General features: G+C 72.9%; 13 protein-coding genes. 7 read left to right on the top strand and 6 right to left on the bottom strand.

What is annotated here, in order from left to right; genetic code table 11:
- Positions 1 to 169: 169 nt before the first annotated feature.
- A complete protein-coding gene (locus tag AB0H53_RS26630; protein WP_362118371.1) occupies positions 170 to 1,306 on the bottom strand; it encodes a GDSL-type esterase/lipase family protein in 1,137 nt (378 codons plus the stop codon).
- A 374-nt stretch (positions 1,307 to 1,680) separates the two neighbouring features.
- Here AB0H53_RS26630 and AB0H53_RS26635 point away from each other — a divergent pair, with 374 nt between their 5' ends.
- The 6 genes from AB0H53_RS26635 (at position 1,681) to AB0H53_RS26660 (ending at position 7,885) form a co-directional block, all read left to right on the top strand.
- Positions 1,681 to 3,144 (top strand): amino acid permease, encoded by a 1,464-nt coding sequence (locus AB0H53_RS26635; protein ID WP_362118374.1) that lies wholly within the window; start codon positions 1,681 to 1,683, stop codon positions 3,142 to 3,144.
- Between the two features lie 10 nt (positions 3,145 to 3,154).
- Positions 3,155 to 3,610, top strand: a complete 456-nt coding sequence (locus tag AB0H53_RS26640; RefSeq protein WP_362118377.1) for an Lrp/AsnC family transcriptional regulator — start codon at positions 3,155 to 3,157, stop codon at positions 3,608 to 3,610.
- A gap of 62 nt (positions 3,611 to 3,672) precedes the next feature.
- Complete coding sequence (locus tag AB0H53_RS26645; RefSeq protein WP_362118380.1) at positions 3,673 to 4,074, top strand: DUF393 domain-containing protein; 402 nt, start codon at positions 3,673 to 3,675, stop codon at positions 4,072 to 4,074.
- Positions 4,075 to 4,155: 81 nt separating this feature from the next.
- Positions 4,156 to 5,058: an SDR family oxidoreductase gene (locus AB0H53_RS26650; RefSeq protein WP_362118383.1), complete on the top strand. Its 903-nt coding sequence runs from the start codon at positions 4,156 to 4,158 to the stop codon at positions 5,056 to 5,058.
- A gap of 299 nt (positions 5,059 to 5,357) precedes the next feature.
- On the top strand, positions 5,358 to 6,152 hold the full coding sequence (locus AB0H53_RS26655; protein ID WP_362118386.1) for a carbon-nitrogen hydrolase family protein: 795 nt from the start codon (positions 5,358 to 5,360) through the stop codon (positions 6,150 to 6,152).
- Positions 6,153 to 6,193: 41 nt separating this feature from the next.
- Positions 6,194 to 7,885: an NAD(P)/FAD-dependent oxidoreductase gene (locus AB0H53_RS26660; RefSeq protein WP_362118389.1), complete on the top strand. Its 1,692-nt coding sequence runs from the start codon at positions 6,194 to 6,196 to the stop codon at positions 7,883 to 7,885.
- Positions 7,886 to 8,027: 142 nt separating this feature from the next.
- On the opposite strand, the gene AB0H53_RS26665 is transcribed toward AB0H53_RS26660, so the two are convergent.
- The 3 genes from AB0H53_RS26665 to AB0H53_RS26675 all read right to left on the bottom strand — a co-directional run bounded on the left by AB0H53_RS26665 (position 8,028) and on the right by AB0H53_RS26675 (position 11,696).
- A complete protein-coding gene (locus AB0H53_RS26665; RefSeq protein ID WP_362118392.1) occupies positions 8,028 to 8,753 on the bottom strand; it encodes a DUF5995 family protein in 726 nt (241 codons plus the stop codon).
- Between the two features lie 167 nt (positions 8,754 to 8,920).
- On the bottom strand, positions 8,921 to 10,321 hold the full coding sequence (locus tag AB0H53_RS26670) for a solute carrier family 23 protein (protein ID WP_362118395.1): 1,401 nt from the start codon (positions 10,319 to 10,321) through the stop codon (positions 8,921 to 8,923).
- A 172-nt stretch (positions 10,322 to 10,493) separates the two neighbouring features.
- Complete coding sequence (locus AB0H53_RS26675) at positions 10,494 to 11,696, bottom strand: MFS transporter (protein WP_362118398.1); 1,203 nt, start codon at positions 11,694 to 11,696, stop codon at positions 10,494 to 10,496.
- Between the two features lie 109 nt (positions 11,697 to 11,805).
- Here AB0H53_RS26675 and AB0H53_RS26680 point away from each other — a divergent pair, with 109 nt between their 5' ends.
- Positions 11,806 to 13,134: an ROK family transcriptional regulator gene (locus AB0H53_RS26680; protein ID WP_362118401.1), complete on the top strand. Its 1,329-nt coding sequence runs from the start codon at positions 11,806 to 11,808 to the stop codon at positions 13,132 to 13,134.
- Positions 13,135 to 13,178: 44 nt separating this feature from the next.
- Here the strand turns inward: AB0H53_RS26680 and AB0H53_RS26685 are convergent, their stop codons facing one another.
- Positions 13,179 to 13,916, bottom strand: coding sequence for an NAD(P)H-binding protein (locus AB0H53_RS26685; RefSeq protein ID WP_362118403.1), 738 nt, complete (start codon positions 13,914 to 13,916; stop codon positions 13,179 to 13,181).
- 375 nt (positions 13,917 to 14,291) lie between these two features.
- The gene (locus tag AB0H53_RS26690; protein ID WP_362118406.1) at positions 14,292 to 16,652 is read right to left on the bottom strand and encodes a chitinase C-terminal domain-containing protein; all 2,361 of its coding nucleotides are present in this window, start codon (positions 16,650 to 16,652) and stop codon (positions 14,292 to 14,294) included.
- Positions 16,653 to 16,813: the final 161 nt, after the last annotated feature.

The following is a 16,813-nucleotide window of genomic DNA, read 5'->3' on the forward strand; positions in this document are numbered from 1 at the left end:
GAAGCGAGGCGGGCGGTTGTCCGAAGAGACGCCGGAAACGTCGCGACCAGACCGCCCGGCCCTGCTTCTCGTGTTCAACAGCCGTTGGATCGTAATGGCCGGACCGGCCCCGGCAAAAAACCGGGAACGAGTCATGGACCGAAGTCGCCCCTACCCACACTTCGGGCGGTCATTCCCGCGAATTCCCGGCCGGGCTCCGGGGCCGCGCCGCCTCCGGGCGAAACCCCCGCGGCCCCGGGCGCGCCCCGGCCCCACCGGCCGGGGCGGGGGCCGGGCGGGGAGCCGGGGGGCGGGCCGGGCGGGCGGCGCGGGCGACGTGGTGGAACCCCTCCGCGCGGACCGCTTCCGCGACCGCGCCGGCCAGCAGTGCGTGACCGGAGTCATTGGGGTGCAGTCCGTCCGCCAGGTGCTCCGGGCCGAGCAGGTCCCGGCCGGGCAGCAGCGCCAGCCGGTCGTCGCCCGCCGCGACCAGATCCCGCACGGCCTCCTCCATGGCGGTCCGCAACTGCGCGAGCGTGGCGCCCAGGGCGTTCGCCGCCGACTCGGCCTCGGGGCGCAGCACCGGGGAGACCAGCAGCAGCGGGGTGGCCGGGTGACCCGCGCGGACGAGTGCGATGAAGGCCCGCGTCGTCTCGTACAGCTGGGGCGCGGAGTACGGCACACCGGCCCAGCAGTTGGTGCCGAAGGCCAGGGTGATCAGCTCGGCCGGCAGGCCGGCCAGTTGCTGGGCGGTCGCCGCCTCGCCCCGGCCGGCGCCCGCGTACCCCAGGTTGACCGGGTCCAGCGCCAGCGCGCGGCCGGCGGCGGCCGGCCAGGCGTGCGCGGGCCGGGTGGACCACCACCCCTCGGTGATGGAATCGCCGTGCACCAGCCAGCGGGGGCGCGGGGGAGCGGGGCACAGGGTCCCGCCGACGGCACGCAGCCCGAGGACGACCGGGCCCTGGCTCTCCGGAGGGTGGATGGTGAACGGTCCGGTGCCGGGCGGCAGCGCCACGGTGACGGTGGCCTCCTCGGACGGTTCGGTGAACACCTCGCGCACACACCGGTCGCCCTGCCACAGCGCGAAGCAGTGCGCGATCTCGCGCAGCGGATCGGCCCCGCCCGGCACCGCCGCCCGGTAGCGGATCTGCACGGCGCGGGTGCCGGGGGCGACCGAGAACTCCAGCCGGACACCGATGGGCAGCGCGGCCCGCTGCGCGAGGTCCCACGGCAGGCGGGCCAGGTCGGCCGGGTCGGCGCGCACCGCGCGGCCCTCGTCCAGCCATGCCGTACCGCGCAGGAACGGCTCAGGGGCCAGCCAGCTCATACAGGGGTCCTCCGTTCGTTCGGTCTTCGGGCCGCCGCCCGCCGGGGGAAGCGGGCGGCGCAGGGGTCGGCGAGCGGTGGAGCGGGGACACGGACGGGGCCGGGCATGGTGGCACAGGAACCCCGATGTGTCGATTCGTGCGGCAGGGCGCAATGTTTCCCCGTCTGTGCCCCAAGTGCGCAATGATCATTCGCTGATGCGCAACAACAATGCATTACAAGTGCGATGGTCTGCTCGTAGGCTCAGGGCCCGTACCAGGAGTGGCGGCAACCGCCTGCTCGGCGGTTCCCCTTCCCCCGTGGGCTTCTTCCCCGTGCCCGCGAACCGCCGCAGGTCCCCGTCGTCCGACCCGCAGCGATGAAGGAGCCCCCGCAGTGCTGGACCAAGGCGCAGCCCCGCCCGCCACCGAGCCACCGGCGCCCAAGGCGACCGGGCTCTCCGCTCTCACCCGCCGCAAGCCGGTGGATGTGCTGGTCGCAGAGGGTGGGCAGGGCGAAGGCGGCACCCTTCGCCGCTCGCTCTCCATGTGGCAGCTGACCATGATCAGCATTGGCGCCACCCTCGGAACCGGCATCTTCGTCGTCCTCGGCGACGCCGTGCCCAAGGCCGGCCCCGCGGTCACCGTCGCGTTCGTCCTCGCCGGTCTCACCGCTCTCTTCTCCGCCCTCTCGTACGCGGAGCTGGCCGGCACCATCCCGGTCGCCGGTTCCTCCTATTCGTACGCGTACGCAACGATGGGCGAACTCGTCGCCTGGATCTGCGGCTGGTGCCTGGTCCTGGAGTACGGCGTGTCGGTCGCCGCCGTGGCCGTCGGCTGGGGCGAGTACGTCAACGAGCTGCTCGACGGCACGATCGGGGTCACCATCCCGGCGGTGCTCTCCTCGGCCCCGGGCGAGGGCGGCGTGTTCAACCTGCCCGCCCTGCTCGTCGTGCTGCTCGCGATGGTCTTCCTGCTCGGTGGCGCCCGGGAGTCCGCCCGCGCCAACACGATCATGGTCGTGGTCAAGGTCGCCGCGCTGATCCTCTTCTGCGCCGTCGGCTTCATGGGCTTCAAGTCCGGCAACTACGCCGACTTCATGCCGCTCGGCATGGCGGGTGTCAGCGCGGCCGGAGCCAGCCTGTTCTTCTCGTACATCGGCTTCGACGCCGCCTCCACCGCCGGTGAGGAGGCCAAGAACCCGCAGCGCGACCTGCCCCGCGCCATCATGCTCTCGCTGATCATCGTCACCGCGCTCTACGTCCTGGTCGCCGCCGTCGCCGTCGGCGCCTGGGACTGGAAGCAGTTCGAGGGCTCCTCGGCCCCGCTCGCCGCGATCATGAACGATGTCAGCGGCCAGACCTTCTGGGGCACCCTGCTGGCCGCCGGCGCGGTCATCTCCATCGCCAGCGTCGTGCTCACCGTGCTCTACGGCCAGACGCGCGTCCTGTTCGCCATGTCCCGCGACGGCCTGGTGCCCAAGGTCTTCGGCAGGATCCACCAGAAGAGCGGCGCGCCCCGCGTCAACACGATCATCGTCTCGCTGTTCTGCGGCGTGCTCGCCGCCGCCGTACCGCTGAGCGAGCTGGTCGACGCCACCAGCATCGGTACGCTCTTCGCCTTCGGCCTGGTCAACATCGCGGTGGTGGTACTGCGCCGGACGCGCCCGGACATGCCGCGCACTTTCAAGGTGCCGCTCGGCTGGCTGTTCCCGCTGCTGGGCTTCGTCTTCTGCGTCTACAACATGTTCAGCCTCGGCGCCTTCACCTGGGCCGTCTTCGGTGTCTGGATGGCCGTGGGTCTCGTGTTCTACTTCCTCTACGGCATGCGCCGCTCCCGATTGGCCACCGCAGAGAAGTGACCCACCCGTAGTGCGACTGAATGATCTCGACGAACGCATCGTGCACGCGCTCGCGGAGGACGCCCGCCGGTCCTACGCGGACATCGGTTCCCTCGTAGGACTGTCCGCCCCCGCCGTCAAGCGGCGGGTGGACCGGCTGCGGGCCGAAGGGGCCATCACCGGCTTCACCGTCCGGGTGGACCCGGCGGCCCTCGGCTGGGAGACCGAGGGTTTCATCGAGATCTACTGTCGTCGCAACACCTCCCCCGAGGCCATCCACCGCGGCCTGGAGCGCTACCCCGAGATCGCGTCCGCGTCCACCGTCACCGGTGACGCGGACGCGATCGTCCAGGTCTTCGCCGCCGACATGCGCCACTTCGAGCGCGTACTGGAACGGATCGCCGGCGAGCCGTTCGTCGAGCGCACCAGGTCCGTCCTGGTGCTCTCCCCGCTGCTGCGCCGCTTCTCCTCGGGCTCGCCCGCCTAGGCGGTGTCCGGAGTACCGTCGATGAGGGTGCGCAACACGCCTCACCCGGGAAGCGGGTCGTGATGACGGCACAGCCGGTTCTGCTGTTCGACGGCGACTGCGGGTTCTGCGGCACGGCGGTCGGGCTCGCCCGGCGGGCCGTCCGGCCGCGGGCCGAGATCGTCCCCTGGCAGTCCGCCGACCTCGCCGCCCTCGGGGTCACCGAGGAGCGCGCCGACCGCGAGGTCCTGTGGATCGGCCGGGCCGGCGGCCCCGTCCACGGCGGCGCCCGTGCCGTGGCCGAGCTGCTGATGAGCGGGCGCCGGCGCTGGCGGTGGCTCGGGCTCCTGCTGCGCACGCCTCCGGTCGGCTGGGTGGCCCGGGGCGTGTACCGGATCGTGGCGGACAACCGCCGGCGCCTGCCCGGCGGCACCGCCCTCTGCGCCCTCCCGGCCCGTGACCGCGACACGCGCACGGCACCGTGACGGCCCGCGCCCTGTCCCCGGCGTCCCGGGCCGACCTATGATCATCCGACCACAGGCGACCCACCGCGGAGGCCGGACACCATGACGGACGAGCGAGCCTTCCTCGTGACCGGCGGCGGCACCGGGATCGGCGCCGCCACGGCGAGACTGCTGCGCCGGGCCGGACACCGGGTCGTGATCTCCGGCCGCCGGCCCGAACCGCTGCACCGGGTCGCCGCCGAGACCGGAGCCCTGGCCTGCCCCTCCGACACCACCGACCCCGACGCCGTCGGCGCTCTGGTGGACACCGCCGTGGCCGCGTACGGCCGCCTGGACGGACTCGTCCTCAACGCGGGCGTGGGACGCGGTGGCGCGGTGGGCGACGTCTCCGTGGAGGACTGGGAGACGGTGTTGCGGACCAACCTCACCGGCCCCTTCCTGCTGCTGCGCGCCGCGCTGCCGCACCTGCTGGCCACCCGCGGCTCCGTCGTCGCGGTCGCCTCGGTCGCCGCCCTGCGCAACGGCGTGGCGAACGCCGCGTACGCGACCTCCAAGGCGGCGCTCCTCCAGCTCTGCCGCTCCCTCGCCGTCGACTACGGGCCGCGGGGCCTGCGCGCCAACACCGTGTGCCCGAGCTGGGTGCGCACCGAGATGGCCGACCGGCGGATGGCGCGGTTCGCCGAGGAGGCCGGGCTGGGGGAGGGCGGCGCCGAGGCGGCGTACGAGGAGGCCACCCGGCTCCTCCCGGCCCGGCGCCCCGGCGAACCGGAGGAGGTCGCCGAGGCCGTGGCCTGGCTGCTCTCACCCGCCGCCTCCTTCGTCAACGGCGCGGTGCTCACCGTCGACGGGGGAGTGACCGCGCTGGACCCGGGGACCGCCGCCTTCGACTTCCGTATCGCACCGCGTGACGGCGACGGGGAGGCCCCGCCGTCACGGGACGCGGACCCGGCCCGGTCCGCCGCCCGGGGCCCCCGGCCGGCGCCGGCTCGCCGCCCGCGCGGCTGACGGCCCCGGTCACCACCGGGACGCGCCGCCACCGGGCCCCGCCGCCGCCCCGACCCGCCCGGTGGCGCACCCCGGGGGCGGTGAGAGGCCCGCGTCGGAGCGGGAGCGGGGGGCCGCGCAATGAATCACCGCGGAAGGCCCCCTTCGCGCAACGGTTCGACGGTCGGTCCGCAACGCTCACGCCTTGTCCGGGAACGACACCGGACCGTACCGTTTTGAACGTCTCCTTCGGCGTCCCCGTCCCCTTCGACGGCCGCGCCCGAGCCACCTGCCCTTACGCACCTGACAGAGGTCTGCCGATGCCGCTGCGCACCGCCCTGCTCCAGAGCTCCGGACAGCCCGGTGACGTCGCCGCCAACCTCAAGATCCTCGACGAGGCCGCCGCCCGCGCCGCGGCCACCGGCGCCGGCCTGCTGGTCACCTCCGAGATGTTCCTGACCGGGTACGCCATCGGCGAGGACATCCCGGAGCTGGCCGAGCCCGCCGACGGCCCCTCCGCACGGACGGTCGCCGACATCGCCGTACGCCACGGCCTGGCCGTCGTCTACGCCTACCCCGAGCGCGACGGCGAGCACGTGTACAACGCCGTGCAGCTCATCGGCCCGGACGGGACCCGGCTGGCGAACTACCGCAAGACCCACCTCTTCGGCTGCTTCGAGCAGGAGTGGTTCACCCCCGGCGAGCAGGCGGTCGTCCAGGCCGAGCTCGACGGTCTGCGGCTGGGTCTGATGATCTGCTACGACGTGGAGTTCCCGGAGAACGTCCGCTCGCACGCCCTGGCCGGCACGGACCTGCTGCTGGTGCCCACCGCGCAGATGCACCCCTTCCAGTTCGTCGCCGACTCGGTCGTCCCGGTGCGCGCCTTCGAGAACCAGATGTACATCGCGTACGTCAACCGGACCGGTCCCGAGGGCGAGTTCGAGTTCGTCGGCCTGTCCACCCTGGCCGGCCCCGACGGCACCGCCCGCGCCCGCGCCGGCCGCGGCGAGGAACTGGTCGTCGGCGACGCCGACCCGGACTTCCTGGCCGCCTCGCGCGAGAACAACCCCTACCTGCGCGACCGCCGCCCCGGTCTGTACACCTCCCTCGTCTGAGACCTCCCCCACCTGCTTTCCCCGCAAGGAGTCCGTACCCCATGACGTCCACGGTGCCCACCGCCGTCCAGCACACCGACGCGCAGCCGCCGATCACCATGTTCGGTCCGGACTTCCCGTACGCCTATGACGACTACCTGGCCCACCCGGCGGGCCTCGGCCAGGTTCCGGCGACCGAGCACGGCACCGAGGTCGCCGTCATCGGCGGTGGACTGTCCGGCATCGTCGCGGCCTACGAGCTGATGAAGATGGGCCTCAAGCCCGTCGTCTACGAGGCCGACCAGATCGGTGGCCGGCTGCGCACCGTCGGTTTCGAGGGCTGCGACCCGTCGCTGACCGCCGAGATGGGCGCGATGCGCTTCCCGCCCTCCTCCACCGCGCTCCAGCACTACATCGACCTGGTGGACCTGGAGACCCGGCCGTTCCCCAACCCGCTGGCCGAGTCCACCCCGTCGACCGTCGTCGACCTCAAGGGCGAGTCCCACTACGCGCGCACCATCGACGACCTGCCGCAGGTCTACCGGGACGTGGCGAAGGCGTGGAACGACTGCCTGGAGGAGGGCGCGGACTTCACCGACATGAACCGCGCCATGCGCGAGCGCGACGTGCCGCGCATCCGCGAGATCTGGGCCAAGCTGGTCGAGAAGCTCGACAACCAGACCTTCTACGGCTTCCTGTGCGAGTCGGAGGCGTTCAAGTCCTTCCGGCACCGGGAGATCTTCGGCCAGGTCGGCTTCGGCACCGGCGGCTGGGACACCGACTTCCCCAACTCCATCCTGGAGATCCTCCGCGTCGTCTACACCGAGGCCGACGACCACCACCGCGGCATCGTGGGCGGCTCCCAGCAGCTTCCGCTGCGCCTCTGGGAGCGCGAACCGCAGAAGATCGTCCACTGGCCGCTGGGCACGTCGCTGAAGTCGCTGCACGAGGGCGAGCCGAAGCCCGCCGTGACCCGGCTGCACCGCACCGCGGGCAACCGGATCACCGTCACCGACGCCTCCGGGGACATCCGCACCTACCAGGCGGCGATCTTCACCGCCCAGTCCTGGATGCTGCTGTCCAAGATCGCCTGTGACGACTCGCTGTTCCCCATCGACCACTGGACGGCGATGGAGCGCACCCACTACATGGAGTCGTCCAAGCTCTTCGTGCCGGTCGACCGCCCGTTCTGGCTGGACAAGGACGAGGAGACCGGCCGGGACGTCATGTCGATGACGCTCACCGACCGGATGACCCGCGGCACGTACCTGCTGGACGACGGCCCGGACAAGCCGGCGGTGATCTGCCTGTCCTACACCTGGTGCGACGACAGCCTGAAGTGGCTGCCGCTGTCCGCGCAGGAGCGCATGGAGGTCATGCTCAAGTCGCTCGGCGAGATCTACCCGAAGGTCGACATCAGGAAGCACATCATCGGCAACCCGGTGACCGTCTCCTGGGAGAACGAGCCCTACTTCATGGGCGCGTTCAAGGCCAACCTGCCCGGCCACTACCGCTACCAGCGGCGGCTGTTCACCCACTTCATGCAGGACCGCCTCCCCGAGGACAAGCGCGGCATCTTCCTCGCGGGCGACGACATCTCCTGGACGGCCGGCTGGGCCGAGGGAGCCGTGCAGACCGCGCTGAACGCGGTGTGGGGCGTCATGCACCACTTCGGCGGCGGGACCGACGCGAGCAACCCCGGGCCCGGAGACGTCTACGACGAGATCGCCCCGGTGGAGCTCCCGGAGGACTGAGCGGCAACCGCCCCCCGCCGCGGCGCTCAGGCGCGTGCCGGCGGACGATCGCGCGCGGGGTGCCCCCGGACCACGTCCGGGGGCACCCGCGTTCATGCGCCTCCGCGCTGTGCCCCTCCGGCGCCCGCGCGGCCCTCTCGGCTCACGCCGGTGCCGGACGCCCGGCCAGGGGGGTCAGCAGCATCCGTCCCACCAGGCCAACGGAGCGGTCGAGGCGCTCGGTGAACTCCTCGGCCGGCTCCCGGCCCGGCAGCCGCCCCAGCCGCCACAGCGAACGGGCCGCCAGCCAGGCCCCGTCCCGGGCCCGCTCCAGGCTCCAGCAGCCCAGCAGATGCGTCAGCGGGTCCGCGATCTCCAGCAGGTCCGGGCCCGGCATCAGCTCTTCGCGGATCCGTTCCTCGAGCAGCTCCAGGACGTCCCCCACCCGCTCGAAGTCCTCCTCCAGATCGGCGGGTGCGCAGCCGAGGGCCCGGCACGCGTCCACCACCGCCAGGGCCAGGTCGTGCCCGACATGGGCGTTGACACCGGCCAGCGCGAACTGCGCCGGCCGCACACCCGGATGGCGCCGGTACTCGAACAGCGGCCGCCAGCAGGCCGGCGGCCGCGCGCCGGCGGCGAGCCCGTCCACCGCCGCCAGGTACCGCTCCGCGGAGCGGACGCCCAGTACGGCCGCCGCCGGCCGGTCCACGAACCGGCCGGCGGCGCGCCGGCCGATCTCCTCGGTGACCGTCAGGTAGATCCGGTTGAAGACGGCGACCCCGTCCCCGGGCGGGCACAGTGAACCGAGCGCGCGCATCCGTGCCACCACCGGCCCGGCCGGGCCGACCGGGACCGCCGGGTCCGTGAACCGTTCGCTCTGCTGCGCCATGGGGGCAGCGTCCCAGCAGCGGAACCCACGGCGGTGTCATCGCGCCGGGCTTCCCCGGAACGGGGGAACGAGCGGTCCGGGTGGGGACGGGACGAGTCCGGGACGGGACGAGTCCGGGACGGGAGGGGCGGCGCCGGGCCGCGGCGGCCCGGCACCCGGGGGACCGGCTAGGGCCTGGCGGCCGGGTCGTCGCTCCCGTCGGTGTCGTACGCCGAGGTGCCCGCGTCCAGCAGGGGCTCCTGCTCCTTGAGGTGGGCCGGGGCGAAGGCGCGCAGGACGTGGTAGCCGGTGATGACGACGATGGTGCCGAGCGCGATGCCGCCCAGCTCGAAGGTGTCGGTGATCTTCAGGGTGACGCCGCCGACACCGATGATGATGCCCGCGGCGGCGGGGACCAGGTTCAGCGGATTGCGCAGGTCGACCTTGGCGTTGATCCAGATCTGCGCGCCCAGCAGGCCGATCATCCCGTAGAGGATGACGGTGATGCCGCCGAGGACACCACCGGGGATGGCCGCCACCACCGCGCCGAACTTGGGGCACAGGCCGAACAACAGGGCGAAGCCGGCGGCGGCCCAGTAGGCGGCTGTGGAGTAGACCCGGGTCGCGGCCATGACGCCGATGTTCTCGGAGTACGTGGTGTTCGGCGGGCCGCCCACCGCGGTGGACAGCACCGAAGCGGCGCCGTCCGCGGCGATGGCGGTGCCCAGCTTGTCGTCCAGCGAGTCGCCGGTCATCTCGCCGACCGCCTTGACGTGCCCGGCGTTCTCGGCGATCAGCGCGATGACGACCGGGAGCGCGACCAGGATCGCCGACCACTCGAAGCTCGGGGCGTGCAGGGACGGCAGGCCGATCCAGTCGGCCCTGCCCACTCCGGAGAGGTCCAGCCGCCAGTGGTCGACCGCGTCGGCACCGCCGAGGGGGGAGTGGATCCGGCCGAAGACCAGGTCGAGCACCCAGGACAGGACGTACCCGAAGACCAGCCCGAGGAAGATGGCGATCCGGGACCAGAAACCGCGCAGGCACACCACGGCCAGTCCGGTGAACAGCATCACCAGCAGCGCCGTCCACTGGTCCTGCGGCCAGTACGTCGACGCGGTCACCGGCGCGAGGTTGAACCCGATGAGCATCACCACCGCGCCGGTCACGATCGGCGGCATCGCCGCGTGGATGATCCTGGCCCCGAAGCGCTGTACGGCCAGCCCCGCGAGGAACAGCGCGACGCCGACCACCAGGACCGCGCCCGTCACCGTGGCGCTGCTGCCCCCGGTGGCCCGGATGGCGGCGGCCACGCCCACGAACGACAGCGAACACCCGAGGTAACTGGGGACCTTGCCCTTGGTGGCGAGCAGGAAGATCACCGTCGCCACACCGGACATCATGATCGCCAGGTTCGGGTCCAGCCCCATCAGGACCGGCGCCACGAAGGACGCGCCGAACATGGCCACCACGTGCTGTGCGCCCAGGCCGGCCGTACGGGGCCAGGACAGCCGCTCGTCGGGTCGGACGACGGCACCGGGAGCGGGTGTCCGCCCGTCGCCGTGCAGGGTCCAGCGCACGCCGAGGTTCATGGGGGGTCGCTCCAGTTCTCCGGTTCCAGTGGCCGTGTCACGGCCGCACAAGGCCAGCGCAATGTTAATGCGACTTTTGTGCGGTCACTTTCCGGCCACGGTCGCCGTCGGCCGGCCGTCGCCCGGCCGGTGGCGACCGGCGGCGCGGGCCGGTGGTGACCGGCCGCGCGGCTCATCGGCCGTGTGGCCCGGCCACATCCTCCTTCGCACCGGTGCGGGCACCCGGCCGCAGCACTCCCGCGCCCACCACCAGACCGGTGCAGAGCACCGTCACCAAGCCGAACGACACCGTCAGCGACGTCACATCGGCCAGCCCGCCGATCGCGGACGGGGCGATCAGACCGGAGGTGTACGTGATGGTCGCGACCCCCGCGATCGCCTGGCTCGGGTTCGGGCCGCTGCGCCCGGCCGCGGCGAAGGCCAGCGGGACCACGACCGCGACGCCCAGGCCCAGCAGGGCGAACCCGGCCATGGCGAGAGCCGGGTGCGGTGCGAGTACCACCAGGACGCCGCCCGCCGTCGCCGTCACCCCACCCGTCCGTACCGTCCGCACGGCGCCGAACCGGTCGACCACCCGATCGCCCGCCAGCCGCGCCACCGCCATGGTCAGCGTGAACGCGGTCGTGGAGGCGGCGGCGACACCCGCCGACGAACCGAGCCGGTCCGCCAGGTAGACGGCCGACCAGTCCAGGCTGGCGCCCTCCGCGAACACCGCGCAGAACCCGATGGCGCCGATCACCAGGGCCGAGCGGGGCGGCAGCGCGAACCGCGGCGGCGGGTCCGAGTCGGGCGCGCTGCGCAGGTCCAGGACGCCCTGGCAGGCCAGCGCCCCCAGGGCCGTCAGGGCCGCCGCCGCGATCAGGTGATGCAGCCGGGCGTCCGCGCCCAGGTGCGCGGCGAGCGTGCCCGACGCGGAGCCGATGAGGGCGCCCGCGCTCCACATCCCGTGCAGGCCGGACATGATCGACTTGCCGAGCCGGTTCTCGACCTCGACCCCCAGCGCGTTCATCGCCACGTCCGACATGCCGGCGGTGGCGCCGTAGACGAACAGGGCGCCGCACAGGCCGTGGACATTGGGCGCGAGGGAGGGCAGGACCAGGGAGAGCGTCCACAGCGCCAGCAGTCCGCGCAGTGCGGCGCGGGCGCCGAAGCGGTGGCTGACCGCCCCGGCCAGCGGCATCGCCACCGAGGCCCCGAGGGCCGGAAAGGCGAGGGCCAGACCGAGCTGGCCCGGACTGACCCCGGCGTGGTCCTGGATCCACGGCACACGGGTGGCGAAACTTCCCGTCACCGCGCCGTGCACACAGAACACCGCGGCCACGGCGAGCCGCGCCCGCTTCAGCCGCTGCTCGCCGAACGACACTTCGCCCGCCACAGGGTCTCCTCCCCATCGGCCCTTCGATGGTGCAGAAAACTATCAGGAAGCCTGCCTGATAGTAAGCTGTGCGTTCCGAGCCCCGGTTGAGGTCTGAGAGGATCCCGGCATGCCCGCATCGCCCAGCACCGCACGGGCCATCAACGACCGGCTCGCCCTACGACTCCTCCAGGAGCGCGGGCCGTTGACGGCAGGTCAGCTGAAGACCCTGACCGGGCTCTCCCGGCCCACCGTCGCCGACCTCGTCGAACGGCTCCAGGGCTCGGGGCTGATCCATGTCGTCGGCGAGGCCGGAGCGGAACGCCGGGGCCCCAACGCGCGGCTGTACGGAATCGTCGCCGACCGCGCGCACCTGGCCGCGCTCGACGTACGCCTGCGGAGCGTCTCGGTCGTCGTCACGGACCTGCTGGGCAGCACGCTGGCCGAGGCGTCACTGCCCATGGGCACGGACACCATGGACGACCGGCACATGGCGGACGGCTCCATGGACGGCCGGCACATGGACGACGGTCCCACGGGCGGGCGCCACACGGGTCCGGGCAGCACGACCGGCGCCGACACCATGTGGCGGGGGACCATGTCCGGTGGCGCCGGACGCCACCGGGACCACACCACCGGCTCCGCCGTGGAACGGGCCGTCGCGCTGCTGGAGCGGACCGTGCGGCGGGCGGGTGCCGGACGGCTGCACACGGTCGGCATCGGGGCGCCCGGCCTCATCGACCCCGCCACCGGGGAACTGCGCGACTCCGCCGGGCTGCCCGCCTGGCACCGCCGGCTGGTCACCGCCCTCCAGGAACGCCTGCCCGCCACCGTCCTGGTCGAGAACGAGACCAACCTGGCGGCCGTGGCCGAGCAGCGCGTCGGAGCCGCCCGCGGCCATGACGACTTCGTCCTGCTGTGGCTCGGGCACGGCGTCGGGGCGGCCGTCGTCCTGGACGGCCGGCTGCGGCGGGGCGCGTCCGGGGGCGCGGGCGAGATCGGCTTCCTGCCCGTCCCCGGTACGGGTGGTCTGCCATCGGCGACGGACTGCGGAGGCGGCTTCCACGCGCTGGCCGGGTCGGTCGCGATCCGCGCACTGGCGGCGAAGCACGGCGTCGAGGTCCCCGACGGGGGCCGGGAGCCGGCCGGCGCGGTCGCCACCCGGATCGCGCTCGCGACCGGCGCGGACGCCTTCCTGGACGCGCTCGCCGACCGTATCGCCCTGGGCGCGGCCGCCGTGAGCGCCGTGCTCGACCCCGGCCGGCTGGTACTCGGCGGCGAGCTGGGCCACGCCGGCGGGCCGGAGCTGGCGGCCCGCGTCGAGCCCAGGCTGGCCGCCCTCTCGCCCCTGCGCACCGAGGTACGGGCGAGCGAGCTGGGCGGCGGGGCGGTCCTGCGCGGCGCGCTGCTGACCGCCCGGGACGCGGCCCAGGACGACCTGTTCGCGCCGGCCCCCTGAGGCCCCGCCCCGCTCCCGGGCCCAGCCCTTCCCGGGCGCCTGCCTCAGTCGGCGCCGAACCGTTCGCTCAGGAAGTCCTCGAACGTGCCCCTGCCGTCGGCGTGCCGCGGGGTCAGGTGGCCGCCCGCCCGCAGCGCCCGGTACACGGACCCGAACAGCGGGACGCCCACCACCGGGCGCCGTTTGCCGGTCGCCCGCAGATACGCGCGGGCGAGCTCCTGGAACGTCCGCACCCGAGGGCCGCCCAGGTCCGCCACCCGCCCGGCCGGTGGGCCCGCGGCCAGTTCGGCGAGGCGCGCGGCCACCTCCCGTACCTCGACCGGCTGGTCGCACACCGCCGGGACCAGGACGACGGGCAGCCGGGCAGACCTCCGCAGGACCGCCAGGACCAGCTCGTGGAACTGGGTGGCCCGCAGCACCGTCCAGCCGAGCCCCGACTCCTCGATCAGCCGCTCCACCGCCAGCTTCGTCCGGTAGTAGCCCAGCGGCACCCGGTCCACGCCCACGATCGAGATGTAGACCAGGTGACCGACCCCGGCCCGGCGGGCCTGCTCGACCAGGTTGCGCGCCGCCCGGTCGTCGCCGCGCGGTGCGGACGCGCAGTGCACCACGGTGTCCACGCCCGCCAGCGCCGCGCCCAGTCCGGTCCCTTCGACGAGGTCGACGGCGTACGGCCGGGAGCGCCGGCTCAGCACCCGCACCTCGTGCCCGTCCGCCCGCAGCAGTTCGGTGACGTGCCTGCCGAGCGTGCCGGTACCGCCGGTCACCAGGATCGTGCTCATCCTCGGCTCCTTCCACCGATCGGGCGTCCCCCGCCGGGACGTCCGTCGTCGGAGAGGAACCGGCGAGCTACCGGGAATGTGACAGCTGGCGCGCCGCGAAGGCGAGCTTCCCCGGGTTGGCCACGGCCCACACCCGGGCGAGTGCCCCGTCCCGGACCGGCGAACGAGGCGACGGCGACCAGAGGGCCGTCCTGCCGGGCGAGCAGCGCGGGCTCGCCGCCGGCCTCGGCGACGCCGAGGCCGGTGCCCGCCGCGAAGGACTCGCACTCATGGGCAGACGCGCCGGTCACGCCCACGGCGTGGCACAGCGCGAAGGGGCCCGGCGGCGGCAAGGGCCGTTCATCCGCCGCCGGGCCCCAGGGGTCCCCTACCGGGTCAGCAGGCGCCGAGGTCCTGCCAGACTCCCCAGTCGCCGGTGGTGCCGGGCTCCTCGCCCTTGGTCCACCACTTCGCCTTCCAGGTACGGGACGCGTGGGACACCGTGCTCCCGCCGCCGTACTCCGCCGTCCCGTTCCACGCGGGCGCGGTGCAGGCACCCGGGGTGGGGGTCGGGGTCGGCGTCGGGGTGGGGGTGGGTGTCGGGCCGGTCGGGTCGGGCGACGGGCCGGTGCCCGTTCCCGGCTCCACCACGGTCGTTCCCCGTGCCAGGTCGCCGGCGAGCGCGTACGTGGTGCCGCCGATGTTCACGGTCCAGTTCCACGGGGTCGACACCGGCAGGTAGTAGTTGAAGGAGAGGTCCACCGACGCGCCCGGCGCCAGTGTCTGCCAGGCCGGCAGCTTCAGCGAGACGCGGTGGAAGTCACCCTTGAGGCCGCCGACGTTGCCGCCGGTGTGGTCGCTGCTGATCACCTTGGTGCCGAAGCCGGACTGGTCGGAGGCGTTCCCCGGGGCGGCCGTGGAGTAGTCGAACTGGAACTCCGTACCGCCCGGCAGCGTGGTCCTCGTGTTGTTGGTGATCTTCACCTTGGGGGTGATCGGGTAGTTGGAGTCACCGAGCTTGAACTCGCCGAACTCGACCCCGATGTTCACGGCCCTGGTGGGCAGCGCCTTGTTCGAGACCCTGGCCCCGTACGGCGCGGCCGCCTTGAACTTGTCGTACATCAGCGAGGTCAGTGTGGAGCCGGGACCGTACTGGCCCTTGGCCGCGTCGAAGCCGTAGTCACCCGCCAGCTCCCACACCATGGTGCCGCCGATGCCCTTGTCGACCACGTAGTCCGCCTTGCGGGCCACCGACTGCTCGTCCTCCGTCGACAGGAAGACCTTCTTCTCGGCGTTCCACAGCCAGGGCGCGACCAGTGTCGAGTCGTACTTGCGGGCGTAGGTGCCGGTCGGCTTGGTGCCGGCGGCGAAGCCGTACTTCGTGAGGTAGTCGCCGGCGACGCCCTTCTCCAGGTTCTTGGCGTGCCACATCGGGTTGGAGCCGGCCGGCGACTCCTTGCCGTTGTCGTCCTTGTCGTGCCACAGGTTGTCGATGCCGACGGCGCCGTCACCGCACTTGGTCAGGCCGGAGCCGGCCGGGCAGGTGGCCGCGGGTGCCTTGCCCCACAGGCCGTCCGTGCCGCCCTGCACGTTCTTGAACCCGCGGGTGTAGTAGGGCAGGCCGATGTTGATGCGGCCGGCCGGCATGGAGCCGCGGAAGTAGTGGTAGGCCCAGTCGGTGTTCAGGTAGCCGATGCCGCCGTACTGCTGGCTGCCGTAGACGTTGGCCGCCGCCAGTTCGGCGTCCTTGCCGTCGTCGAAGAGCGAGGCGTTCGGACCGACGTACTCGTTCCAGGCGCCGTGCAGGTCGTAGGACATGATGTTGACGTAGTCCAGGTACCGCTGGACCTGGAAGGTCTCCATGCCGCGCAGCAGATAGCCGGAGGAGGGGGCCGCGACGGTCAGCAGGTAGTGCCTGCCGTCGGCCGCGCCCGCCCGGTCCAGCTTCTCGCGCAGTGTCTTCATCAGGGCCGCGTAGCCCTTGACGAGCCCGGCCCGGCGGGCGTTGGAGATCGAGTAGTCGAGCGGGTTGCCCGCGTCCTTCATCGAGGTCGGGTACTCGTAGTCGATGTCGACGCCGTTGAACCCGTACTTCTTGACGAAGGTGACCGCGGAGTCGGCGAAGGTGTCGATCCCCGCCTGGTTGACCGAGCCGTCGGCGTTGGTGGCCATCGAGTAGAAGCCGCCGGAGTTCACGCGCTTGCCGCTGTCGTCGAAGTACCCACCGGTCTCGGCCCAGCCGCCGACCGAGATGAGTGTCTTGACGTCCGGGTGCCGCTTCTTGAATTTGTTCAGCAGGTTGAAGTGCCCCTTGTACGCGTACGAGGGGTCCATCTCGGCGCCCGCGACACCCGGCCAGGTCATACCCGTGGCGGCGTTCTTCTCGCCGTCCGCGCCGACCGAGAGCCTGTTGGCCGCGTCGACGTGCGCGAAGGCGTAGTTGATGTGGGTGACCTTGTCCCACGGGATGTCGGAGGCGAGGTAGGCGGGAGTGCCGTCCTTGCCGGTGCGCCAGCCGGTGAAGTAGCCGATGACGCGGCGCTGGTGGTCGGCGCCCATCTTCTCGCGGCCGTCGGCGTCGTACACCGAGCAGTACGGGACGGCGACGCCGGGCGTGCGGTGGAGGCCGTCGGGACGGCAGGACTCGGGGTCGGCGGCGTAGGAGACTCCGCCGGAGAGCGAGCCGAGCAGCAGTCCGGCGACGGCGGCGCCGGACGCGAGCAGGGTGGCTCTCGCGCGGGTGGTGGGGGACAGCACGGTTCGATTCCTCCGGCGGTGGGGGTGGGGCACAACAGGCGAGCGGCGGAGCGGGGCAACAGGGATGGGGATGGCTCGTGTTGGGCCCTGGTGTGCGCACACCGGCCGGGCCGACTCCTAGGAGGTGACGCCGAGATTAAAAGGACTAGACCAGAGCGTCA

It is taken from the genome of Streptomyces sp. NPDC050856 (assembly GCF_040653855.1).
Classification (GTDB): Bacteria; Actinomycetota; Actinomycetes; order Streptomycetales; family Streptomycetaceae; genus Streptomyces.